The 22,965-nt window shown below is 31.8% G+C and carries 20 protein-coding genes; 15 read left to right on the top strand and 5 right to left on the bottom strand.

Translation table 11 applies throughout. The features are described 5' to 3' along the window. Nucleotides 1-7: 7 nt before the first annotated feature. Entirely contained in the window at nucleotides 8-577 is a 570-nt protein-coding gene (locus DG508_RS13310) for an L-threonylcarbamoyladenylate synthase (protein ID WP_103865277.1), read from the bottom strand. Nucleotides 578-618: 41 nt separating this feature from the next. Beyond that, the gene (locus tag DG508_RS13305; RefSeq protein ID WP_108868622.1) at nucleotides 619-1,413 is read right to left on the bottom strand and encodes a glycosyltransferase; all 795 of its coding nucleotides are present in this window, start codon (nucleotides 1,411-1,413) and stop codon (nucleotides 619-621) included. Between the two features lie 216 nt (nucleotides 1,414-1,629). Between DG508_RS13305 and DG508_RS13300 the strand changes: the two genes are divergently transcribed. The 3 genes from DG508_RS13300 to DG508_RS13290 all read left to right on the top strand — a co-directional run bounded on the left by DG508_RS13300 (nucleotide 1,630) and on the right by DG508_RS13290 (nucleotide 4,145). After that, a complete protein-coding gene (locus DG508_RS13300; RefSeq protein WP_199912789.1) occupies nucleotides 1,630-2,490 on the top strand; it encodes a hypothetical protein in 861 nt (286 codons plus the stop codon). Nucleotides 2,491-2,496: 6 nt separating this feature from the next. After that, a complete protein-coding gene (locus DG508_RS13295) occupies nucleotides 2,497-3,300 on the top strand; it encodes a glycosyltransferase family 2 protein (protein ID WP_108868621.1) in 804 nt (267 codons plus the stop codon). Between the two features lie 65 nt (nucleotides 3,301-3,365). Beyond that, nucleotides 3,366-4,145 (top strand): Kdo domain containing protein, encoded by a 780-nt coding sequence (locus DG508_RS13290; RefSeq protein WP_199912788.1) that lies wholly within the window; start codon nucleotides 3,366-3,368, stop codon nucleotides 4,143-4,145. A gap of 4 nt (nucleotides 4,146-4,149) precedes the next feature. Here DG508_RS13290 and DG508_RS13285 read toward each other — a convergent pair whose 3' ends face one another. From DG508_RS13285 to DG508_RS13275, 3 genes are all read right to left on the bottom strand, one after another. Beyond that, nucleotides 4,150-4,929 (bottom strand): glycosyltransferase family 2 protein, encoded by a 780-nt coding sequence (locus DG508_RS13285; RefSeq protein WP_108868620.1) that lies wholly within the window; start codon nucleotides 4,927-4,929, stop codon nucleotides 4,150-4,152. A gap of 26 nt (nucleotides 4,930-4,955) precedes the next feature. Next, the gene (locus DG508_RS13280; protein ID WP_108868619.1) at nucleotides 4,956-6,017 is read right to left on the bottom strand and encodes a glycosyltransferase family 9 protein; all 1,062 of its coding nucleotides are present in this window, start codon (nucleotides 6,015-6,017) and stop codon (nucleotides 4,956-4,958) included. Between the two features lie 72 nt (nucleotides 6,018-6,089). Continuing rightward, nucleotides 6,090-6,905, bottom strand: coding sequence for a 2,3,4,5-tetrahydropyridine-2,6-dicarboxylate N-succinyltransferase (locus tag DG508_RS13275; RefSeq protein ID WP_108868618.1), 816 nt, complete (start codon nucleotides 6,903-6,905; stop codon nucleotides 6,090-6,092). Between the two features lie 126 nt (nucleotides 6,906-7,031). Between DG508_RS13275 and ruvX the strand changes: the two genes are divergently transcribed. The 12 genes from ruvX (at nucleotide 7,032) to DG508_RS13215 (ending at nucleotide 22,957) form a co-directional block, all read left to right on the top strand. Continuing rightward, nucleotides 7,032-7,442, top strand: coding sequence for a Holliday junction resolvase RuvX (gene ruvX / locus DG508_RS13270; RefSeq protein WP_108868617.1), 411 nt, complete (start codon nucleotides 7,032-7,034; stop codon nucleotides 7,440-7,442). A gap of 24 nt (nucleotides 7,443-7,466) precedes the next feature. Further along, on the top strand, nucleotides 7,467-8,057 hold the full coding sequence (def, locus tag DG508_RS13265) for a peptide deformylase (RefSeq protein ID WP_108868616.1): 591 nt from the start codon (nucleotides 7,467-7,469) through the stop codon (nucleotides 8,055-8,057). A gap of 111 nt (nucleotides 8,058-8,168) precedes the next feature. Further along, the gene (locus DG508_RS13260; protein ID WP_108868615.1) at nucleotides 8,169-8,591 is read left to right on the top strand and encodes a DUF5606 family protein; all 423 of its coding nucleotides are present in this window, start codon (nucleotides 8,169-8,171) and stop codon (nucleotides 8,589-8,591) included. Nucleotides 8,592-8,797: 206 nt separating this feature from the next. Then, nucleotides 8,798-10,438 carry a CTP synthase gene (locus DG508_RS13255; protein WP_108868614.1) on the top strand — a complete coding sequence of 547 codons (1,641 nt, stop codon included), beginning with the start codon at nucleotides 8,798-8,800 and terminating at the stop codon, nucleotides 10,436-10,438. 91 nt (nucleotides 10,439-10,529) lie between these two features. Continuing rightward, the gene (gene yidC, locus DG508_RS13250; protein WP_108868613.1) at nucleotides 10,530-12,416 is read left to right on the top strand and encodes a membrane protein insertase YidC; all 1,887 of its coding nucleotides are present in this window, start codon (nucleotides 10,530-10,532) and stop codon (nucleotides 12,414-12,416) included. 148 nt (nucleotides 12,417-12,564) lie between these two features. Beyond that, complete coding sequence (locus tag DG508_RS13245; RefSeq protein WP_108868612.1) at nucleotides 12,565-13,245, top strand: toxin-antitoxin system YwqK family antitoxin; 681 nt, start codon at nucleotides 12,565-12,567, stop codon at nucleotides 13,243-13,245. A 114-nt stretch (nucleotides 13,246-13,359) separates the two neighbouring features. Further along, nucleotides 13,360-14,547, top strand: a complete 1,188-nt coding sequence (gene mnmA, locus DG508_RS13240; protein ID WP_108868611.1) for a tRNA 2-thiouridine(34) synthase MnmA — start codon at nucleotides 13,360-13,362, stop codon at nucleotides 14,545-14,547. After that, on the top strand, nucleotides 14,531-15,517 hold the full coding sequence (locus DG508_RS13235) for an NAD(P)H-dependent flavin oxidoreductase (RefSeq protein WP_464115335.1): 987 nt from the start codon (nucleotides 14,531-14,533) through the stop codon (nucleotides 15,515-15,517). Before mnmA ends, DG508_RS13235 begins: the two co-directional genes overlap by 17 nt. 10 nt (nucleotides 15,518-15,527) lie before the next feature. Next, entirely contained in the window at nucleotides 15,528-16,301 is a 774-nt protein-coding gene (gene mazG, locus DG508_RS13230; protein ID WP_108868609.1) for a nucleoside triphosphate pyrophosphohydrolase, read from the top strand. A gap of 370 nt (nucleotides 16,302-16,671) precedes the next feature. Further along, nucleotides 16,672-18,132, top strand: a complete 1,461-nt coding sequence (locus DG508_RS13225) for a helix-turn-helix domain-containing protein (RefSeq protein WP_108868608.1) — start codon at nucleotides 16,672-16,674, stop codon at nucleotides 18,130-18,132. Nucleotides 18,133-18,309: 177 nt separating this feature from the next. Beyond that, nucleotides 18,310-19,614, top strand: coding sequence for a helix-turn-helix domain-containing protein (locus DG508_RS13220; RefSeq protein WP_108868607.1), 1,305 nt, complete (start codon nucleotides 18,310-18,312; stop codon nucleotides 19,612-19,614). A gap of 268 nt (nucleotides 19,615-19,882) precedes the next feature. After that, nucleotides 19,883-22,957: a SusC/RagA family TonB-linked outer membrane protein gene (locus DG508_RS13215; RefSeq protein WP_108868606.1), complete on the top strand. Its 3,075-nt coding sequence runs from the start codon at nucleotides 19,883-19,885 to the stop codon at nucleotides 22,955-22,957. Nucleotides 22,958-22,965: the final 8 nt, after the last annotated feature.

Raw genomic sequence — 22,965 nt, 5'->3', positions numbered from 1 at the left:
GAATCAATTACTTCCTAATAATTTTTACGGTGCTATCGCCTCCGATCTTAATAACAGAAGAGGGTTTTGCTCCTTTATTTTGTAAGGGCAAATTTACAACATAGTCCACGCCTTCCAAAATTGCAGAAGATATTTCTTTAAAGTTTTTTGGAGCAGGTACTCCACTTATATTGGCAGAAGTAGAAACAATTGGCCTTTTAAATTTTCGGATTAATTTTCCACAAAAAGGATCTCTTACCACTCGTATTCCTAGTGTATTGTCTGTAGCAATAATATTTTCTGCGACTCGCAAAGGTCTATCGTAAACGATAGTGGTAGGTTTTGTAGCGTACTTTAATACATCATAAGCTACCTCAGGAACTTCTTCTACATATTGTTGTAACATTTTGAAGTCATTTACTAAACAGATCATTGATTTGCTTTCTTCTCGTTGTTTTAATGCATATATCTTATCGATTGCTTCTGCATTGGTAGCATCACATCCAATACCCCAGACAGTATCTGTAGGGTAGAGGATAATTCCACCCTTTTTGAGGATGGTAATTGTTTTTTCTAATTCTATTTGTTGATCAGGCATGGTAATAGCTTTGGTATTGATAAAGTGGTATAAAGTATACGTTACAAGTGTTTTCTTTTGAGTTGTTCAAAAATGGAATTTTCTGGGAATTGAGCATTTTTATCAAACCCAGAAGTATTTCTTGACATTTCATTCCATAGATGTACCGCATAGGTGTTGCTATATAGGTCAATATCATCATTTAATGTATTGTCGTAGATACTATTCCAATTAGAGAAATGAATAGGGAAGAAATAGGTGAATGGTTTTGCTAAATCAAAAAGGTCAAAATGTTTTAATGCTTGAGTAAAGCCATAAGGTCCTCCAGCTTCTCCCCAACCAGTATTTTTTCTGGAATTGTTGAAAATTTGTCGTAAGAATTTTTTTCGCTTCTTTTTTAAAGAATCATAAGGTAAAAATGTATTGGGGGATTTGCATATATTTTTCATTTCTAAACCTAAAAAATGATTTTCAGGAATTCTCATTACCGCATTTCCTGCGATATTCATGTCTTCTAACCCAAATATTATATCACTATCAAAAATAAAAGGTTTTAAGCATACAACATCTGTGTCTACCCAAAAATTCCCTCTTTTATACAATAATTCCCATCGAAACCAATCGGCAAATATAGCATAACTACCTTTCTTGTGTTTAAAAATCTCTTTTTCTGCAATAATTTCATTTGCGTCTTTTATGATAGTTCCGTTAGGAACATTTTTAATATCATTATAAGTATATAAATGAAATTCATGGTTGTTATTGATAAATGAAGCAATACAAAGCTGTTCTACAGTAGAAAGCTGATCTCCAATCCAAAGAGATTGAATAATAGGTAGATTAGTCGTTTCTTGCATTGGTGCCAGATTAAATTTAAGGGTACGAAGGTATTATATTTGAATTCGGGATGCAACTTAATATTTTGTGTAAGAGAAAGCTTTTTGATATAATTTGTTTTATAATCATAAAAATATTTTGATACTGTTTTAGAATGAAATCAAGATAGTTTTTGATATGGTATATGCTTAATATATTTTTGTATCATTGTACTCCTAAAATTGGATGGTATTATTATGAAAATTCAAGTTGGTTTCCTAGTATCTTATGATTATAAATTGTTGAAAAATTCTATTCCTTTGGTGTATCAAGATGCAGATACTATTTTTTTGGCGATAGATAAGAATAGAAAGACATGGAAAGGAAATGATATTACTATTGAAGCCTCTTTTTTTTCTTGGATAAAAGATTTTGATAAAGATCATAAAATAGAGATTTATGAAGATGATTTTTATGTTCCAGAATTGACAACAATGGAGTGTGAAGTAAGAGAGCGAAAAATGCTTGCTGAGAAAATGGGAATAGGAAATTGGCTTGTGCAATTAGATGCAGATGAGTATTTTATTGATTTTAAAAGTTTTGTGGATTTCTTGAAATCAAAAAAACACTTGTTGAAAAATCCTGAAAAGACACCTGTAGAGGTTTCTCCCTTTTTGGTTAATATTTATAAAAAATTAGAAGGAGGTGTTTTGGTGGTGGATAATGCAACTAAAATTAGAGCAGCAACCAACTATCCAGATTATAAAGTGGGTAGAAAAACAAAACATAAAACGGTATATCATAATTCTTTGATTTTACATGAATGTTTATCCAGAACAAGAGAAGAACTTGAGTTTAAACTTGATAATTGGGGACATGATGTAGATATTAATAAAAAGGAGTTTTTGGAGAAGTGGGAGTCTGTAAATGAACAAAATTACAACACAATGCAGGATTTCTTTTATTTGGAACCATCGAGTTGGAAAACATTAAAGTATTTAAAAGGAACTACCGTAGAAGAATTATCAAAAAGTGTAAAAGTTGAAGGGATGTATCATTCTGCTTTATATGTATTCTTTAAAAATTTTGGTCAATCTTTTAAATATCTTTTTAAATAAAAGGAAATGAATAAGGTGAATGTTAGCTTAATTATAACGACATATAACTGGCCAAAAGCGTTGGAACTGGTTTTATTGAGTATTTCAAGGCAAAATGTATTGCCGTATGAAGTGTTGGTGGCAGATGATGGGTCTACAGAAGAAACACGCCAATTGATAGAGAAATTTCAAGAACATTTTCCTGTACCTTTAGTGCATATATGGCATGAAGATGATGGTTTTAGAAGGTCTGCAGTTTTAAACTTGGCCATTTCTAAGTCAAAAGGGGATTATATTATACAGTTAGATGGAGATTGTATTGTGCATAAAAACTTTGTTGGAGATCATATCAATAGCGTTGAGAAAAATATATATCTCTATGGGTCTCGGGTAAATATTCAAGAATCATTTTTAGATACTCTATTTGATCAAAAGAGAATAGGGTTTTCTTTTTTTTCTAAAGGGATAAAAAAAAGAGGAAGAACTATTCACTTGCCTTTTTTAGGTAGGATATTGTATAAAAAGAACAATGAATTGTCGAGGAAATTACGAGGTTGTAATTTGTCGTACTGGAAAACTGATTTTATAGCTGTTAATGGGTATAATGAAGATATGACTGGATGGGGTAGAGAAGATTCAGAATTGGTTATAAGGATGTTGAATAAAGGAGTTGCAGGAAAACGATTAAAATACCAGGCTATCATATATCATATATGGCATAAAGAGAGTTCAAAGCAAAAATTAACTATTAATGATGCTATACAGAAAGATGCGATCAAGAATAAAACTGTTTGGTGTGATAATGGGGTTGATAAATATGTACTTACTTAATTTTATATTTAATTGTTGTTTGTGATAATTATCGCAAATAATTTATCTATTATTTTACTATCGAAATGCAACAAAAATTTGTCATACATCCAGACCATAAATCATTAGAAATTGATGTAAAGAGAGCTATTTCTAATTTTGATAACTATCATGATATATTAGGAGATGCTGAGCGAAATGTGATAAAAATTGTTGATGTTGGGGAGAAGAAATATACAATCAAATCATTCAAGATACCAAATTTGATCAATCAGATTGCATATCGTTTTTTTAGAAAATCAAAAGCAGAACGCTCTTATAAGTATGCAAATAAATTATTAGATTTAGGGATTCAAACACCATTTCCGTTAGCCTATGATTTGTATACTACTCCATTTTTGTTTAAAAAAAGCTATTATGTAAGTGAACTATTAGAATGTGACCTTACATATAGAGAATTGGTTCATGAGCCTGATTATCCTGATCATGAAGCTATTCTTAGAGCTTTTACAAGGTTTACCTATGATTTGCATGAAAAAGGAGTGTTGTTTCTGGATCATTCACCAGGAAATACTTTAATAGTTAAAACAAATTCAGGGTATGAGTTTTACTTGGTAGATCTTAATAGAATGCAGTTTGGGGCTCTTGATTTTGAAACAAGGATTCGTAATTTTTCTAGATTAACTCCTAAGAAAGAGATGGTGGTTGTTATGGCTAATGAATATGCGAAGTTAACAGGAGAGGATGAGGCTATGATTTATCAAAAAATGTGGGAGCTTACTGAAGCATTTCAGAAAAAATACCACGGTAAAATAGCTTTGAAAAAGAAGGTTTTCTTTTGGAGGAAAAAGTATAGAGATTCTTAATACTCTACTTTCGATTTCTTCTAAGTAGCCAAAGTTTTACATACCTCATAAAAACAGCATAACACTGCACGTATCCAATAACAAGTCCAGGTGTACCGTCTCTAAAGCCACTCTGTACAATGTAATGTTTAAAGAAACTCCAGAAAGGTTTAATGACAAAATGATAAGGTGTTAATTTACCAGTTTTTTTATCATAATCTTCTGCCTGCCAAGTTGCATATCGATTTAATTTATTGATATAAGCGTCAAAGGTAGTATATGTGTTGTGGTAAAATTTATTTTTAAGCATACCTACTTTTCCTTCGGTTACGATTTCTTCGTGTACGTGTCTGTTATCGTATTTGCATAAGTCTCTATGAAACAAACGGATAACTTTATCATTACGCCACCCACTATAGTGAATGCGTTCTCCCATAAAATGATTCATGCGCTTGATCCAGTAAGCGACAAAATTATCTTTTCCAGGGTTTTTGAGGATTTCTAGTACCTCTTCTTTAAGCTCTGGAGTAACCCTTTCGTCGGCATCGACTAATAATATCCATTCATTATTTGCTTGTGGAATAGCCCAGTTTTTTTGATATGAAGGGTAGTCAAAAACTCGTTTTATTATAAAATCAGTATACTCTTTTGCTATTTCTACAGTTTTATCTGTGCTATAAGAATCTACTACCATAATTTCATCGGCAAATGATACGGATTCTAATACATCTCTAATGTTATGCTCTTCGTTATAACAAGGTATTATAGCTGTAACTTTTTGTCTATGTGAAGTATGTGTTTCTATGATAAATTATTTTTAAAAGATACAAATTACAGGTTTTTATTTAAAAAAGCACGTAACTGATCAGTGAATAATTGAGGCTTAAAATAGGGGTATAATTCTATAGATTTATTTTTAAGTTCTTTGGATGTTTTATCCAAAAATAACTCAGGAAGAAAATCTGATAAATGAACTGACATGTGCTTTTCTCCGTCTTCAAACATGTTCCAATCTTTTTTTATGATCCACGGGGAGAAAATTGTAAAAGTAGGTATATCTAATGCTTTAGCCATATTTACAGCTCCTCCTTCATTACCAACCAAAGCATCACAATGCGATAGAATAGCGAGAAAACCCCGTAAACTTTTAGCAAATACTTCAAAGTGGATGTGCCTTTGTGTTTTTGGCATTGTGATATTGTATATTGTACGAGCATCCTTTTCCTGATTAGGAATGTAATTAAAGAGTATACACGCGTCAGATATATTGACGGTAGCGTCAATTACTTTAGCCATATATTCAAAGGGTAGTGTTTTTCTTTTTTCGCTTCCTAAGACACTAATCATAACTAGAGGTCTTTTTGCTGTAATACCGTTGGACTCTAAAAAATCTTTAGCCTTTTGTTTTTCTTCTTTTGTTAAAAATATTTTTGGTCTTGTGATTTCAGAAGCAATTCTGTTTTCAGGAAAAACCAAACGCAATCTGTTTTCTATTGCAGTACTAGCGTTGGTAATAGGTTTTGGATTTCTTTTAATGGTTTTGGTATATAGAAATTGTGAATACCATTTGTAAAAAGAAACTTTTTGAGAAGCTCCAGAAAATAAAGTAATAAGGTTACTTTCTAATTTCCCGTAAGCATCGATGACATAATCATATTTGGTTTTTCGTATATCTACCAAGAAAGAGTACAAGGCTTTTTTATTGTCTTGAAATTCTTTTTTAAACTCTATGATATTATCATAAAAGGGATTCTCTGTAATCACTGGTTTTGTATTGGAGTTCACTAGAAAATCGATGGTTGCATCAGGGTATTCTTTTCGCAATGCTTCGCAAATAATAGTACTTGTAAGTACATCACCTATCATTTTTTGTTGAATAACCAGAATTTTCATATACCAGATGTCAAAATAATGGAGCTTGTCTTGAAATAGAAGGCAAGCTCCAGCTTTTTTTTTGTAAATATATTATACAGCTACGTCATACTCACGTAATGCATCATTAAGAGAAGTTTTCTTATCAGTACTTTCTTTACGTTTACCAATGATTAATGCACAAGGAACGTTGTATTCCCCTGCAGGAAACTTTTTGGTGTAACTTCCTGGGATAACTACTGATCCAGCAGGAACAACACCTTTTCTTTCTATAGGAGTATCACCAGTTACATCAATAATTTTTGTAGAGGCAGTAAGTACGACATTAGCACCAAGAACAGCTTCTTTTTCTACACGTACTCCTTCTACAACGATACATCTAGATCCTATAAATGCATTATCTTCAATAATTACTGGGGCAGCTTGTAGTGGTTCTAAAACACCACCAATTCCTACACCTCCGCTGAGATGTACATTTTTTCCTATTTGTGCACAACTACCAACAGTAGCCCATGTGTCTACCATAGTTCCTTTATCTACATATGCGCCGATATTTACATAACTAGGCATTAAAATTGTTCCAGGAGAAATATAAGCACCATGACGAGCAACAGCATTAGGTACTACTCGAATTCCTTTGGCTTCATATCCTTTTTTTAATGGAATCTTATCATGATATTCAAAAATTCCTGCTTCAAGAGTTTCCATTTTTTGAATGGGGAAGTATAAAACTACTCCTTTTTTTACCCACTCGTTTACTTGCCAACCTCCATCGATAGGTTCTGCAACTCTAAGCTCACCTGAGTCTAATAGGTTAACAACTTCTCTTATTGCGTTTTGTGTTTCCGATTCTTTTAAAAGCTCTCTGTTTTCCCAAGCTTTTTCTATGGTTTCTTGTAGTCGGTTCATTGAATAAAAATTTTGGTAAAGATAACAGCTTCCTTTTAAAAAAGTACTTATTATAGATATTTTAGGAAACCGTTAATAAATAAGGTGTTTTTATAATAATATCATACTTTTGCAAAAAAAAAACACATGGCACGAATTTTGGCAATCGATTATGGAGGTAAGCGATGTGGGATTGCAGTTACAGATGAATCACAGATAATTGCCTCAGGTTTGACAACCGTAGATACAAAAGATCTGTTACAATGGCTAGAAGGATATGTAGCTAAAGAAGAAGTAGAGCTTTTTATTGTAGGAGAGCCAAAAAGATTACATGGAGAACCATCAGAAAGTGAAAAATTGATTCAACCATTTTTAGAGAAATTACATAAGGTACTTCCTGCTATTCCTGTAAAAAGAATTGATGAACGTTTTACGTCAAAGATGGCATTTGATACAATGTTGGCTAGTGGTATATCAAAAAAGAAGCGTAAAGATAAAGCGCTGGTAGATCAGATAAGTGCAACGATTATACTGCAAGATTATTTGTATAATCAATAAATAATAGAAACCAAGAAATAATATATGATACTTCCAATCGTAGCATACGGAGATCCGGTACTAAAGAAAAAAGCAAAAGAGATAAATAAAGATTATCCAAATCTTTCTGATCTTATTGAGAATATGTTTGAAACCATGTATAATGCACATGGAGTTGGGTTGGCAGCTCCTCAAATTGGACTTCCAATAAGATTGTTCATGGTAGATGCTGAGCCATTCTCTGAAGATGAAGAACTATCTGATGAAGAGATAAAACAATTAAAAGGATTTAAAAAAATATTTATAAACCCTGTTATTGTAGAAGAAACGGGAGAAGAATGGGCTTTTACAGAGGGGTGCCTTAGTATACCTGATGTCAGAGAAGATGTTTTTCGTAAAGAGACTATAAAAATCAATTATTTTGATGAAAATTTTGTAGAACATACTGATACCTATGGAGGATTAGCTGCCAGAGTGATTCAGCACGAATATGATCATATAGAAGGTGTTTTATTTACAGATAAATTATCGAGTCTTAAGAAACGATTAATTAAGGGGAAACTAGCTAATATATCCAAAGGGAAAATTAATTCAGAATATCGTATGCGTTTTCCTTTGCAGAAAAAAGGGAGGTAATAATCTTATTTTTTTAAATATTTATATAGATAGCTATTTGATTTTAAAAACGAACTACGGATATTTGCGATCTTTGAAAAGGGAAAAAGAATATAGTATAAAGTAATATATATGAGCTTAGATAAAATATTAGCAATCTCGGGTAAGCCTGGTTTATACGAGTTGAAAACACAAACCCGAAGTGGGTTTTTGGCAGAATCTTTATTAGACGGTAAACGCCTATCGGTAAGCATAAGACATAATGTAAGTGTGCTTAGTGAAATTGCAATTTATACATTTACAGAGGAAGTTCCTCTAAGAGAGATCTTTAAAAAGATTTATGAAAAAGAAAATGGTGAACAGGCCATAAATCATAAAGAGTCCAAAGATAAGCTAGAAGCTTATTTTAGTGAGATATTACCTGACTATGATGAGGATAGAGTATATGCCAGTGATATGAAAAAAGTTGTACAGTGGTATAATATATTGCAATCAAAAGGAATGACTGATTTCTCTGAGCCAGAAGTAGAAGAGACTTCTGATGAAGAAGAATAAAAACATATTTATTGATGATAAAAATCCTGTCTAATGGCAGGATTTTATTTTTTTAAGAATATTATTAATTTATTTTTATTTTTTTTAGGATGTTAAAGGAAAATGAGTAAGTTATTTAATATAGATTGATTTTCGATGTATGATTTCAGGACTTCTTTGTATTTTTGCGCAAAATTTTAATACAATCTTACAAATATTTAGTTTACATGGCTAATACCAAATATGTTTTTGTAACAGGAGGTGTGTCTTCTTCTTTAGGAAAAGGGATTATAGCGGCTTCATTAGCTAAGCTATTGCAGGCAAGAGGATATAGAGTTACAATTCAAAAGCTGGATCCTTATATAAATGTAGATCCAGGAACTTTAAACCCATATGAGCATGGAGAGTGCTATGTAACAGATGATGGTGCAGAAACAGATCTTGATTTGGGGCATTATGAGCGTTTTTTAAACTCTCCAACATCCCAAGCTAATAATGTAACTACTGGAAGAATTTACCAAAGTGTAATAGAAAAAGAACGTCGTGGAGAGTTTTTAGGAAAAACAGTTCAGGTAGTTCCTCATATTACCAATGAGATTAAAGAAAGAATACAGATACTTGGAAAAAGCGGAGCTTATGATATTGTAATTACCGAAATAGGAGGAACAGTAGGGGATATAGAATCACTACCTTATATTGAAGCAGTACGACAGCTTAAATGGGAATTAGGAGATACCAATGCGCTGGTTATTCACTTAACTCTAGTTCCTTATCTTTCTGCAGCAGGAGAGTTAAAAACCAAACCAACACAGCATAGTGTAAAGACATTGATGGAAAGTGGTATCAAAGCAGATATATTAGTATGTAGAACAGAGCATGAACTCTCTGATGATCTACGTAGAAAACTGGCACTCTTTTGTAATGTTAAACAAGAAGCAGTAATACAGTCAATTGATGCTTCAACGATTTATGATGTACCTAATTTAATGCTAGAAGAAGGTTTGGATACTGTAGTTCTTAAGCAATTAGTTCTTCAAGATCATGATAAGCCTGATTTAGATAACTGGAATAATTTCTTACATCGACATAAAAACCCTAAATGCCAAGTTACTATTGGACTTATAGGTAAATATGTAGAACTACAAGATTCATATAAATCTATTTTGGAAGCGTTTATTCATGCAGGAGCAGAGAATGAAGTAAAAGTAAATATCGTTAGTATTCATTCAGAATATATAACTGATGATACAATAGAAAAGAAAATAGCACACTTAGATGGGGTTTTGGTAGCACCAGGATTTGGAGAAAGAGGTATTGAAGGGAAAATTAAAGCAGTACAGTTTGCTAGAGAAAATGAATTACCATTTTTTGGAATTTGTTTAGGAATGCAAATGGCTGTTATAGAGTATTCTCGCAATGTTTTAGGTTTAAAAGATGCATGCTCTGCAGAAGTAAATCAAGATACGCCGAATCCAGTTATTGATATTATGGAAGAGCAAAAGAATATAACTGATATGGGAGGGACTATGCGCTTAGGAGCATGGGATTGTGAATTAATAGAAGGAAGTAAGGTTTATGAAGCTTATGGTGAGACATTGATAGCAGAACGTCATCGTCATAGATATGAGTATAATAATAAGTATAAGGAGCAGTTAGAAAAAGCTGGATTGCAAACCACAGGAGTTAATCCAAAAACTGGATTGGTTGAGATTATAGAGATCCCTGATCACCCTTGGTTTGTAGGAGTTCAATACCATCCAGAATATAAAAGTACAGTTGCCAATCCACACCCATTATTTATTGCTTTTATAAAAGCAGCAGTTGAGTATTCAAAAAATAATAAAAGTGCCAAAGTGTCACAAGGGTAGTAATTGGCTAGATAATTGACATTAGGAAATTAATATAAACAAAGAAAAGCCTTGCTGAATACACAGATAGAGGCTTTTTATACATAAATACATGGAAGAAAAGAAATTCGATCTTAATTCAATAATTGGATTTGCGCTTATTTTTGGGATTATCGTTTGGATGTTTTATTTAAATCAACCAACTCCAGAAGAAATTGAAGCTGAAAAAGCAAAGCAAGAACAAGTAGAGGCAGAAAAGGAAACGGGGAAACAAAATGTAGAAACTTTTGTAAAAGAAACAGAAGCTATAGTTGCTAATCCACAGGATTCTGTAGCTTTACTAAATGCAAAGTCTCAATTGGGAGCATTTGCATATTCTGCAAGCTTATCCTCTGCAAAAGAGGAGTATACAAAAATAGAAAATGAAGTTTTAAGCCTAAAGATTAATAACCGTGGAGGATATGTTTCTGAAGCGTTATTGAAAAACTTTAAAACGTATGACTCTGTTCCTTTGTATTTAATAAAAGATGGAAAAAATGCTTCTTTCAATATTAATTTTAAAACTACAGATAATAGAATTTTAAATACTCAAGATTTATTTTTTGAACCTACTGTTTCTAAAAATGGAGAAAATACGGTACTATCTATGAAGCTCAAAGTATCTGATTCAAAGTTTTTAGAATATAGGTATGAGCTAAAATCAAATGAGTATATGGTAGATTTTACCATTAGATCTCAAGGATTGCAACAAGTGATCAATAGTAGTCAAGAAGTAAAATTGGATTGGAGACTACAAGCAATAAGACATGCCAAGAGTGCAACTTATGAAAATAGATATACAGAGGTTATCTATGAGTATGATGGGGATAAAGATGATTATTTGGGACAAGGAGAATCTGCCGATGATGAAGAAGAAGATGTAAGTTGGATAGCATTTAAACAGCATTTCTTTACATCAGTTCTTTTAACAGATACACCGTTTAAAAAAGCGAGCTTTACATCAAAAAATATTGCTAATTCGAGTGATTTAGATGATAAAGATATAACCATTACCAAAGAGTTTTCTGCATCTATGCCGTTAGAAATGCAAGGAGGAGAGCTTAATTATACAATGGACTGGTATTATGGCCCTACAGACTATAGGATTTTGAATACCTATAAACGTAATCTGGATGAGATTGTACCATTAGGATGGGGGATTTTTGGAGTAATAAATAGATATTTGTTTATTCCGTTTTTTGCATTCCTTAGTGGTTTCCTTCCTTATGGTGTAGCAATTGTTATAATGACAATTATTGTTCGTATTGTGCTATCTCCTGTAACTTATAAATCATACGTGTCTCAGGCAAAAATGAAGGTTCTACGACCAGAGATTACAGAGATTAATGAAAAGTATAAGGATAATGCTATGAAAAAACAGAAGGAGACTATGGCATTGTACGGTAAAGCTGGTGTCAATCCTATGAGTGGCTGTTTGCCAGCAGTGATGCAAATTCCTGTTTTTTATGCATTGTTTAACTTTTTTCCAAGTGCATTTCAGTTGCGACAAAAAAGCTTCTTATGGGCAGATGATTTATCAAGTTATGATACCATAGCAGAATTACCATTTACCATTCCTTTTTATGGAGATCATATTAGTTTGTTTCCAATATTAGCTTCTATAGCGATCTTTATCTATATGACAATGACAACAGGGCAAACAATGCAAACCCAACAGCCAGGAATGCCAAACATGAAGTTTATCATGTACTTGTCTCCATTGATGATGTTGTTCTTCTTTAATAATTATGCAAGTGGATTATCACTATACTATTTTATATCTAATTTAATTACGATAGGAATTATGTTAGTTATCAAAAAAGTGATAATTAATGAAGATAAAATACATGCTAAGATTCAAGAGAATAAGAAAAAACCTAAGAAACAAGGTAAGTTCCAGAAGAAAATGAAAGAATTAATGGAGCAAGCCGAGCAACAACAAAAAACAAAGAAAAAATAAGCATTAAGTGTTAATTTCTTTAAAAAAAGCTCCTGATTAGGAGCTTTTTTTGTCATATGAACTTCGTTTTATAAATTTGATCTTGTATTGTGGTATACTTTTTGGAAGTTATATACGTTGAAATAATGCCTCAAATTAAATAATAATTATGAAAAGTATATTTTTATTTTGTACAGTGATATTTACCTGTACATCGCTAATAGGGCAAAAATATAATGCCTTTGATGTCAATGGGAAACGACATGGGAAATGGCAAAAAAAATATGAAAATACAGAGCAACTTCGTTATGAAGGTACTTTTGATCATGGAAAAGAAATAGGGCAGTTTAAATTCTACAAACCTAATAGCGGGACTTCTCCAACGGCAATAAAAACTTTTCTCAAAAACAATGACACAGTTAGGGTTAAATACTTTACTCAAAAAGGAAAAGTAATAAGTCAGGGGCAAATGATAGGAAAAGAAAGAGTAGGGAAGTGGGTTTATTATCATAAAGGATCTAACAAAATTATGATGACAGAGCAATACACTTCTGGAAAGCTGAATGGAGAACAACTTACTTATTTTACAAATGGTCAGTTAACAGAGAAAACTTTATATGTGGCAGGAAAGCGAGAAGGTAAAAGCTTTATTTTTTCTGATTCTGGAGTGGTGATGAAAGAATTTACATACGAAAATGATAAGTTACAAGGATTAACTAAGTACTTTGATACAGATGGCACATTGCTTATAGAAGGGAATTATAAGAGGGGGCGTAAAGATGGATTATGGAAGTATTATAAGGATGGAAAACTCTCAGAACAAAAAATATTTCCGATTAATAAAAGATAATTTCACTGTATAAAATACTAAAGAAGTGTATAAAACCACAAAGCAATGCTATAGCATTGCTTTTTTTATTTATTACTTTTGCATAGAATTTTTAAAGATAAAAAAGAGATTTTGATGAAGAGAGTAATCGTTGGATTATCAGGAGGAGTTGATTCTAGTGTAGCAGCGTATTTGCTTAAAGAACAAGGGTATGAGGTTATAGGGTTGTTTATGAAGAATTGGCATGATGATTCTGTAACAATCTCAGATGAATGCCCATGGTTAGATGATAGTAATGATGCTTTGTTAGTAGCAGAAAAATTGGGAATTCCATTTCAAACAGTGGATCTTAGTAAAGAATATAAAGAACGTATTGTTGACTATATGTTTAATGAATACGAAAAAGGACGTACCCCTAATCCAGATGTATTGTGTAATAGGGAAATAAAATTTGATGTTTTTCTGAAAATTGCACTTTCTTTAGGGGCTGATTATGTGGCTACAGGTCATTACTGTAGAAAAGATACAATTGTAAAAGAAGGAAAAGAAATACATCGATTATTAGCAGGAAAAGATGCTAATAAAGATCAATCTTATTTTTTATGTCAATTATCACAAGAACAATTAGCAAAAACGCTTTTTCCTGTAGGGGAATTGTTGAAGCCCGAAGTACGTGATATAGCCAAGGAACAGGATTTGGTGACTGCCGATAAAAAAGATTCTCAAGGATTATGTTTTATAGGAAAAGTACGATTGCCTGATTTTCTTCAGCAAAAATTACAACCAAAACAAGGAAACATTATTGAGATTCCTTCTTCAGAGAAAAAGTATCAACAAAAGCTTCCTCAATTTACATCTAGAAGAGAAGAATTAGAATTTTTGTCAAACAAATATACATATGATGCTAGTGACGGTAGGGTAGTAGGTAAACATCAAGGAGCACATTATTATACAAAAGGACAGCGCAAAGGCTTGGCAGTTGGAGGGACACCAGAACCTCTTTTTGTGATAGAAACAGACGTAGAAACCAATACTATTTATACAGGTCAAGGAAAAAAACATCCTGGTTTATATAGAAAAGCATTGTTCATCTCTAATGATGAGTTGCATTGGGTACGAAATGATCTAAAGCTAATTGTCGATGAAGAAATGGAGGTAATGGCAAGAATTAGATATAGACAACCATTGGAGAAGGCTTTATTGTACAAGGTAGATTCTGGAATGTACGTTGTTTTCGAAAATGATCAAAGTGCAATTACTGAAGGTCAATTTGTAGCATGGTACATTAATGACGAATTAATTGGGTCTGGAGTTATATCATAACTTTTTTTTAAGAAAAATAAAATACATGAATAAAATCACAGAATTATTTAAAATTCAATATCCAATAATCCAAGGAGGTATGATATGGGCTAGTGGATGGAGGCTGGCAAGTGCTGTAAGTAATGCAGGAGGGTTAGGTTTAATAGGAGCAGGATCAATGTATCCTGATATATTGAGGGAGCATATCCAAAAATGTAAAAAAGCAACAAATAAGCCTTTTGGAGTAAACGTACCGATGTTGTATCCAAATCTAGAGGAGATTATACAAATTATAATTGAAGAAGGAGTAAAGATTGTATTTACATCTGCAGGTAACCCTAAGACGTATACATCATATTTAAAAGAAAAAGGTATTACGGTAGTGCATGTAGTAAGTAGTTTGAAGTTTGCTTTAAAAGCCCAAGATGCAGGGGTTGATGCTGTGGTAGCAGAAGGCTTTGAAGCAGGGGGGCATAATGGAAGAGATGAAACAACAACACTAGCATTGATTCCAATGGTGAAAAATAAAATGAATATTCCATTAATTGCAGCAGGAGGTATTGCTACAGGAACTGCTATGTATGCAGTAATGGCATTGGGAGCTGATGGAGTTCAAGTAGGAAGTCGTTTTGTTGCAAGTAAAGAGGCATCATCTCATACGGATTTTAAGAAAATGGTCGTTGAGGCGAAAGAAGGAGATACACAGCTCACTTTAAAAGAGCTAGCACCCGTTCGTATGCTTAAAAATAAATTTTATAATGATGTAGCAACATTGTACGCCAAAGGGCCTTCTGTAGAAGAGTTAAAAACATTATTGGGAAGAGCAAGAGCTAAACAAGGTATGTTTGAAGGAGATCTTATCGAAGGAGAACTAGAAATAGGGCAAGTTTCAGGCTTAATAAACGATATTAAGCCAGCAAAAAATATTGTTGATGATATGATCAAAGAATTTGAGATAACTAAAGAAAACATGGGTAACATTTCTTTTTAAGTGATATACAATGAATTCTAGACAAGAACAACTTAAAGCGATTGATAGGTTATTGACTATCATGGAGGAATTAAGGGAGCAATGCCCTTGGGATAGAAAGCAAACGTTTCAATCATTAAGGCATTTAACTATAGAAGAAACCTATGAGCTGGGAGATGCAATTTTGGATAATGATCTAAACGAAATAAAAAAAGAGTTAGGAGATTTATTGCTACATATTGTCTTCTATGCTAAAATTGGTAGTGAAACGAAAGATTTTGATATTGCAGATGTAGCAAATGAGATTTGTGAAAAATTAATTTATAGGCATCCTCATATTTATAGCGATGTAGTTGTTGATAACGAAGAAGATGTAAAGCGTAATTGGGAAAACTTAAAACTTAAAGAAGGTAAAAAAAGCGTGTTAGAAGGAGTACCACAATCTTTACCCGCAGTGGTAAAGGCTAGTAGGATACAAGATAAGGTTGCAGGAGTTGGTTTTGATTGGGAAGAACCTAATCAAGTATTTGAAAAATTAGAAGAGGAACTAGGGGAGTTGCGACACGAAATCAGAATGCAAAATCAAGAAAGAATTGAAGCTGAGTTTGGAGATGTTCTTTTCTCTATGGTGAATTATGCACGATTCTTAAATGTAAACCCAGAAGATGCATTAGAGCGTACTAATAAGAAATTTATAAAGCGATTTCAGTACCTTGAGAAAAAAGCAAAAGAAGTAAATAAGGAATTGAAAGATATGACGTTAGGTGAAATGGATGTTTTTTGGGAAGAAGCAAAAAAACTATAGTTTATACCTGTTATTTCTTTTGATAATTTTATGTTATTATTTTTTTTAATAAAGTAAAATTTCATTGCTTTGCAGTAGTAAAAGTAAGGTTTTACCTTATCTGTATAGGGTTGATGTTTTAGCTTTACTACTGTTTTTACTGACTTTTTAGGTAAGATATTATCGGACAATCTATTTATAACAAATTTTTAACAAAAACATGTCGTAAATTAGCAATCAATCAATCAATCAATCAATCAATCAATCAATCAATCAATCAATCAATCAATCAATCAATCAATCAATCAATCAATCAATCGTGAGGTTAACTCAAAGTGTTATAGTCAGATCTTTGTTTTTTGCTCTTTTTTTATTTTTTTCTCCTAATGCCATGTATAGTGCATTTGATGTTTTGAGTATAGAAAATAAGGGCATGCTCTCTTATTGCTTTTCGTTTTCAAATGATAACTCTAATGGAGGGGCTAATAAGCGTAAGGATCAAATGGTGTTAGGTAATAAAGAAAAAGACTCTACCTGTATCTTTAAGGAATTTGCTTTTCAATATGCCAAGAGAAACCAACCAGAAAAAGCGTGTGTTTTTATAGAGAAATATATTGGGTCTAGTTTAGATGTAACTTTTGTTGCGAATAGTAATTTTGATTCTATCAAAGAATCTGAAAGCTATAAAGGATTAGTAGATAAATATCTTAAACAATTCGACTGGAGAGCAGTTCTATGTTTTTGCGTTGCTTTTATAGGCTTTTTTGTAGCAGTAGTATTAAATTTAAGAAGGCGATCAGATACAATTGCAAATATTTTGATGGGAGCTTTTGTATTGTTGAATTCTTGCTTTATGACCCATATGGGGTTGTATTTTATGAATTATGAGTATTACTTGCCTCACACATTGTATTTGTTTTCTACATTTGCTTTTTTGTATGGGCCTTTGATCTTTTTTTACTTCAAAAGGGTTACTCAAAAGTATAAGTTCAAATATATAGACATATTACATTTACTTCCAACAATATTTCTTATTGCATTGCTATTTCCCGTATATCTTTTACCAGGAGAAGAAAAATTAAGGATGGTGATTCATTATGAGCGGCCTTATCTTACATTAATTTCAGTTTCTAAACTGATTTCATTATTAATTTATGGAGTATTAGTGGTTAAAACATATATTCAACCTCCTAGAAATGATTTATATATATCAGAAGCAACACATAAATGGCAAAGAAATATAGTTGTCTTTTGTTCAGTGTATATACTGTCTTATGCAATATATGGGGTGTTGAACATGAGTCATATAGGAAGTGGTGTTTTGTTTAATATTCAAGTGATTTCAATTGCCTTAATGGTGTTGTATGTAAGTTATTCTGCATTTGTTCAACCATCATTATTTGGAAGGCTTAGAATTGTGAAATCCCAAGATATAGTATCAGAAGAGGAAGAGGAGAAAGATGTAAGTAGAAATGGGAAGTATGAGAAATCTGGACTTACTACAGGTTTGTCATTAGAGCTTAAAAAGCATTTAATACAACTTCTAATAGAAGAAAAAGTATTTAAGCAAAATGATATCACTCTTCAAAAACTTTCAGAATTATTGGGAACAACAAGGCATAATACTTCTCAAATTATAAATGAACATTTTGGCCTTAACTTTTTTGAATTGATTAATAAATATAGAATTGATGAAGCTAAAAAGTTATTACAAGAAAAAAAGTATAAAAACTTCAATATTATAGATATAGCATATGAAGTGGGTTATAATAATAAAGTGACTTTTAATAAATCATTCAAAAAATATAATCAAATTACCCCTTCAGAATATCAAAAGCGTTATGTAGCGTAGTTTTTCTTTAATAAAATATGTTAATTAATAATAATATTATATTAAAAAAAGAGCCTGTACTATTTTTCAATGTAATTTTTATTTGCTAAAAACGACTTTCTTATAACTTTGTTTATAGATTAATGTTTTAATAAAACTGTTGTGTTTTTGTGAAACATAATTGTTGCGATAAAGATTATGAAGGTAATACAGGTATTATTTTTTCTAACATTCATTTTTGGGGTATTTGTTTATGATAATTATAGTTCTATCAAAAATGATGATGGTAATACTATTTATGATCTTGAATTTCCTATAAAAGATAGTTCAAGCCTTGGACCAGAGGTTTTGTATGAATGGGCTAATTTTGAAAGTAGGGTTTTTGACTTTACAAATAATTCAAATTCTTTAGAAAAATCTAAAAATAGAATTAATGGAAGAGAGGTAGCATGGAGAATATTCTGTATTTATGTAGGTTTTGTTGGGGTCTTTATTTCTGTTTTCTTAAATCTTAAAAAAAAATCTGATAGAATTGCTAATTTGTTGATTGGTATGTTTTTATTTCAGTATGCTGTTTTTATAATCAATATGGGTGGTGTATTGACTAATGATTATAGTTTTTCATATAATTTGAACCTATTTTCACTTTTCTTATGTGGTCCATTAGTTTATTTTTATTGTAAAAGGGTATTAGTAGCTTATAAATTTACTCTTTTAGATCTTTTGCATTTGATGCCTATGTGCGTACTTCTCTTTTTATATCAATTAGAGGATAGAGAAAAAATCGTAACAATACTTTATGCTAAGTATTCATATATAAGGTTATTCTCTATACTAATTTATATGATTTTAGTAATGCAGTTATTTGTTGAGTTTTACAAAAAAAGGATTATTAGGGCGAAGAAATTGAATAATTGGGTGCGAAATATTATAATTTTGTACGCTATGTATGTAACTAATTATGTTGTTTATGATGTAGTTGCCATACAATTAGCTGTAAAAAACGATTTTATTGTATTTTCTCAGATTATATTTGCTATAGTATTAATTTTATATGTCAGTTATATAGCTTATACGCAACCAGAGATATATGAAAAAGTTATAAATGTAAAACGTAGGGTAAAGAAGGGGGAGGATAAATACATAAATTCGGGTCTTACAAAAGAACTATCTATAGAGTTAAAAGAAAAATTACTGATATTGTTGAATGAAGAAAAAGCCTATAAACAAAATGATATTAATCTTCAGAAATTGTCAGAATTACTTGGTACAACTAGGCATAATACTTCTCAAATAATAAATGAACATTTTAACCTTAATTTTTTTGAACTCATAAATCAATATAGGATACAAGAGGCAAAAATACTTTTAATAGATCACCGTTTTAAAAACGGAAATATTATAGATGTAGCATATGAGGTAGGATTTAATAACAAAGTTACGTTCAATAAATCTTTTAAGAAATACAATAAGATTACTCCTTCTGAGTATATCAAATTTTAGCAACTAAATAAGTTGAAAGTAAGGGTAAAACTTCTTCGGATCAGGTAAGAACTTATAGGGGTTACCCCTTTTTAAGTGATCAAAATGTTTCTTTGAGCCTAAGTAACCATAAATAAGGAAAGGGTAAGCGTTAGTATTTTCCATATAAACTTTGTTCAAGTTTTGTGAAAGTATGTTTGAATTAGCCATCAAGATATTCTTGCTCTTCCTTTTTGTGGTTATATCTAATAACTATGTTTAAGTATTAATTTTTTGAAATCTTTAATTTATGAAAGTACATTATTACAAGCTACTGATGTTATTCTTTTTTATCTGCAGCGTTTCGTTCGCTCAAGAAAAGGATATCTCAGGAACTGTTACAGATGATAAGGGATTACCACTACCAGGTGTAAACGTCCTTATCAAGAATACCAGTAAAGGAACACAAACTGATTTTGATGGTAATTACGTTATCTCTGCAAATAGAGGTGCTGTAATTTCTTTTAGTTATGTTGGGTTTACAACCAATGATGTGGTTGTAGGTGACAATACTACTATAAATATTAAGTTGGCTGCTTCTGCGGCAGAACTAGAAGAGGTTGTTGTAACAGCATATGGAGTTTCTAGAAAATCTAGTGTAACATCTGCTATCTCAACTGTAGGATCTGAGGACTTACAAGATTTTGTTCCTTCAACAAGTATAGATAATATACTTCAAGGTCAAGCTGCAGGTGTACAGGTTACTGCTTCAAATGGGCGACCAGGAAACACTGCTTTTGTTCAAATTCGTGGAGTAGGATCACTTAATGCAAGTACCACTCCTCTATATGTAATTGATGGTGTACCTATTCCAATTACAGATAATGACCCAACTCGTAGTTTAAACCCTTTAAGTAATTTAAATCCTAATGATATAGAATCTCTTTCTATACTTAAGGATGCGGCTTCTGTTTCAAAATATGGTTCTAGAGGTGCAAATGGGGTTGTTTTGATTACAACGAAAAAAGGTAAAAAAGGTGATGCTAAAATTAAGTTCACTTCTTCTTATGGTTTTGGACAACGAATTGCTGATCCTTTTGATCTTATGAATGCTGAACAGAAACTTGAGATAGAAAGACAGTATGCTGAATTAGGTGTTGCAGTTGCTACAAGATTGCCAGGAGCAACATCATCCCCTCAGGAATTAAGAGATTTAATCGCACTTGATACTGATTGGGAAGAAGAATTGTTAAGAAAATCTGTAATTCAGTCTAACTCTTTATCTATATCAGGAGCAAATGATAAAATAAACTACTTTTTCTCACTAGGTTATAATAAAGATACTGGTATAATTGATAGGATAGATGGTTTCGAGAGAATAACTGCTCGTTTGAATACTTCTTACCAGGCAAAAGATTGGTTAGGGATTGACACTAATATTTCTTTTGCAAGAAGTACTACAGATTTACCTAGAGATAGAAACAATGTTCAAAATCCATTTAGAGGAGTGTATGATTATAATCCTTATGAACCACTTTTTTCTAGAGATGCAAATGGAGGAATTTTATTAGATTCTCAAGGGAATCCTGTGTATAACCCAACATCAACATCTTTTCCAATTGCTAGAGCTTTACAGACAGAGACTGATAGCACACGTGATTTTTTAATTATTGGTAATGTTGCCGCTAATCTTACATTATCAGACAAATTTTCAAACCGTTTTTCTGTTGGTCTTGTAAGTAACCGTTTAAACCGTACAAGGAGATCAATTCAAGGAGGAGTACTTCAAGGGTTTGTTGGAGATAGTCAATTTCCTGGAACACAAACTGAGAATGCAGCAATTGATTTTGAATATAATATAGCGAATTTATTTAGCTATAATGATACATTTAATGATGTTCATAATATATCTGCAAGTTTCTTGTTAGAATATAATGAAAATATAAGAACTGATTTATTCGTTAATGCACGAGGGTTTCCTTCACCAGATATTCCATATATAGAAGTAGCAGCAGAACCAACAAGAGCTGGGTCTGAAGAAGATAGAAGAATTTTATTTTCTCAAGCAATTTTTGCTGATTATGATTATGATGGTAGATATATAGCTTCATTCTCGGTTAGACGTGATGGATCTTCAAAATTTGGACCAGATAACAAATATGGTACTTTTGCAAGTGGTAGTGTTGCTTGGAATATTGCAAAAGAAAGTTTTATGGATAGCTCATTTTTTAATGATTTAAAACTGAGAGCTTCTTACGGTACTTCAGGTAATCAAAATATTCCAGATTTTCAGTATTTACCAGCATTAGGGTTTGAGAATTCTTATAATGGTTTTTCAGCAGGATCTCCTTTGAGAGCTGCAAATCCTTTAATTCAATGGGAATCTCAAGCTATTCTGGATATAGGAGTAGAATTTGGATTCTTTAATAATAGAATAAATGGAGTTGTAGATTATTTTAAAAAGAATTCAAAAGATTTATTACTTAACAGACCAATTTCTTTTACAGTAGGAGATGAAGATAATGGTATATTCCAAAATATTGGAGAGGTTGAGAATAGTGGAGTTGAATTTTCATTAAATGCAGATGTAATAAGAACTGAAAATTTTACTTGGTCATTAGGAGGAAATCTTACAATATTAGATACCAAAGTTAAAAAACTAATTAACGGCCAAGACATTGTTAGAGGAACGTTTGGTAATATTATTTTGAGAGAAGGAGAAAATATAAACTCGTATTATCTAGTAGAATATGCTGGTGTAAACCCTGCTAATGGAGCACCACAATATGTAGATTTAGATGGAAATATAACAGAAACATATAGTGATAGTTTCCAGAAAATTCAAAAAGGAAAAACACCAATAGCTGATTTACAAGGTGGTTTCTTTACTTCGTTAAAATATAAAGGTTTTGGTATAAGAGGAGACTTTGTGTATAGAGGAGGAAACTATATCTTAAACAGCCAGCGTCAACAAGGTGAGGCAATTGGGAATATTAATAGAAATCTAAGAACTGATGCCTTTAATTATTGGAAAGAGCCAGGCGATACAAATGTTTTGCCTAGCCCATTGTTTAGAACAACCGCTGATCAGGCAGGAACTACTAGATTTTTAGAAAAAGGTGACTTTATTAGATTAAGAACATTGACGTTGGATTATAATATGCCAAGAAAATTCTTGGATGTTATCAAATTAGATGCACTTAGATTCTTTGTTACAGGTCAGAATATCTGGACAATAACTGATTATAATGGTGACCCAGAAATAGGGATCGGTTCTGCTGAATCTGGAGAACAGGGAGATGCAGGTTTTGTACCAGGGGAGTTTAGCTTGTTTAGTTACCCTCAGGTTAAATCTTATACGTTTGGAGTTGAAGTAGGATTTTAATAAAATAA

Origin of the sequence: Aquimarina aquimarini, assembly GCF_900299535.1 — a bacterium.
Lineage (GTDB): Bacteria > Bacteroidota > Bacteroidia > Flavobacteriales > Flavobacteriaceae > Aquimarina > Aquimarina aquimarini.
Note: the sequence above shows the minus strand (reverse complement) of the source record. Positions and strands in the feature narration are given on the sequence as shown.

Excerpts from the sequence above, each read along its gene's own strand:
- DG508_RS13290 (WP_199912788.1), top strand. The coding sequence starts at position 3,366 with ATGCAACAAAAATTTGTCATACATCCAGACCATAAATCATTAGAAATT.
- ruvX (WP_108868617.1), top strand. The coding sequence starts at position 7,032 with ATGGCACGAATTTTGGCAATCGATTATGGAGGTAAGCGATGTGGGATT.
- DG508_RS13215 (WP_108868606.1), top strand. The coding sequence starts at position 19,883 with ATGAAAGTACATTATTACAAGCTACTGATGTTATTCTTTTTTATCTGC.
- mazG (WP_108868609.1), top strand. The coding sequence starts at position 15,528 with ATGAATTCTAGACAAGAACAACTTAAAGCGATTGATAGGTTATTGACT.
- DG508_RS13255 (WP_108868614.1), top strand. The coding sequence starts at position 8,798 with ATGGCTAATACCAAATATGTTTTTGTAACAGGAGGTGTGTCTTCTTCT.
- DG508_RS13275 (WP_108868618.1), bottom strand. The coding sequence starts at position 6,905 with ATGAACCGACTACAAGAAACCATAGAAAAAGCTTGGGAAAACAGAGAG.
- DG508_RS13305 (WP_108868622.1), bottom strand. The coding sequence starts at position 1,413 with ATGCAAGAAACGACTAATCTACCTATTATTCAATCTCTTTGGATTGGA.
- DG508_RS13295 (WP_108868621.1), top strand. The coding sequence starts at position 2,497 with ATGAATAAGGTGAATGTTAGCTTAATTATAACGACATATAACTGGCCA.
- yidC (WP_108868613.1), top strand. The coding sequence starts at position 10,530 with ATGGAAGAAAAGAAATTCGATCTTAATTCAATAATTGGATTTGCGCTT.
- def (WP_108868616.1), top strand. The coding sequence starts at position 7,467 with ATGATACTTCCAATCGTAGCATACGGAGATCCGGTACTAAAGAAAAAA.
- DG508_RS13245 (WP_108868612.1), top strand. The coding sequence starts at position 12,565 with ATGAAAAGTATATTTTTATTTTGTACAGTGATATTTACCTGTACATCG.
- DG508_RS13280 (WP_108868619.1), bottom strand. The coding sequence starts at position 6,017 with ATGAAAATTCTGGTTATTCAACAAAAAATGATAGGTGATGTACTTACA.
- DG508_RS13260 (WP_108868615.1), top strand. The coding sequence starts at position 8,169 with ATGAGCTTAGATAAAATATTAGCAATCTCGGGTAAGCCTGGTTTATAC.
- DG508_RS13225 (WP_108868608.1), top strand. The coding sequence starts at position 16,672 with ATGTATAGTGCATTTGATGTTTTGAGTATAGAAAATAAGGGCATGCTC.
- DG508_RS13310 (WP_103865277.1), bottom strand. The coding sequence starts at position 577 with ATGCCTGATCAACAAATAGAATTAGAAAAAACAATTACCATCCTCAAA.
- DG508_RS13300 (WP_199912789.1), top strand. The coding sequence starts at position 1,630 with ATGAAAATTCAAGTTGGTTTCCTAGTATCTTATGATTATAAATTGTTG.
- DG508_RS13220 (WP_108868607.1), top strand. The coding sequence starts at position 18,310 with ATGAAGGTAATACAGGTATTATTTTTTCTAACATTCATTTTTGGGGTA.
- mnmA (WP_108868611.1), top strand. The coding sequence starts at position 13,360 with ATGAAGAGAGTAATCGTTGGATTATCAGGAGGAGTTGATTCTAGTGTA.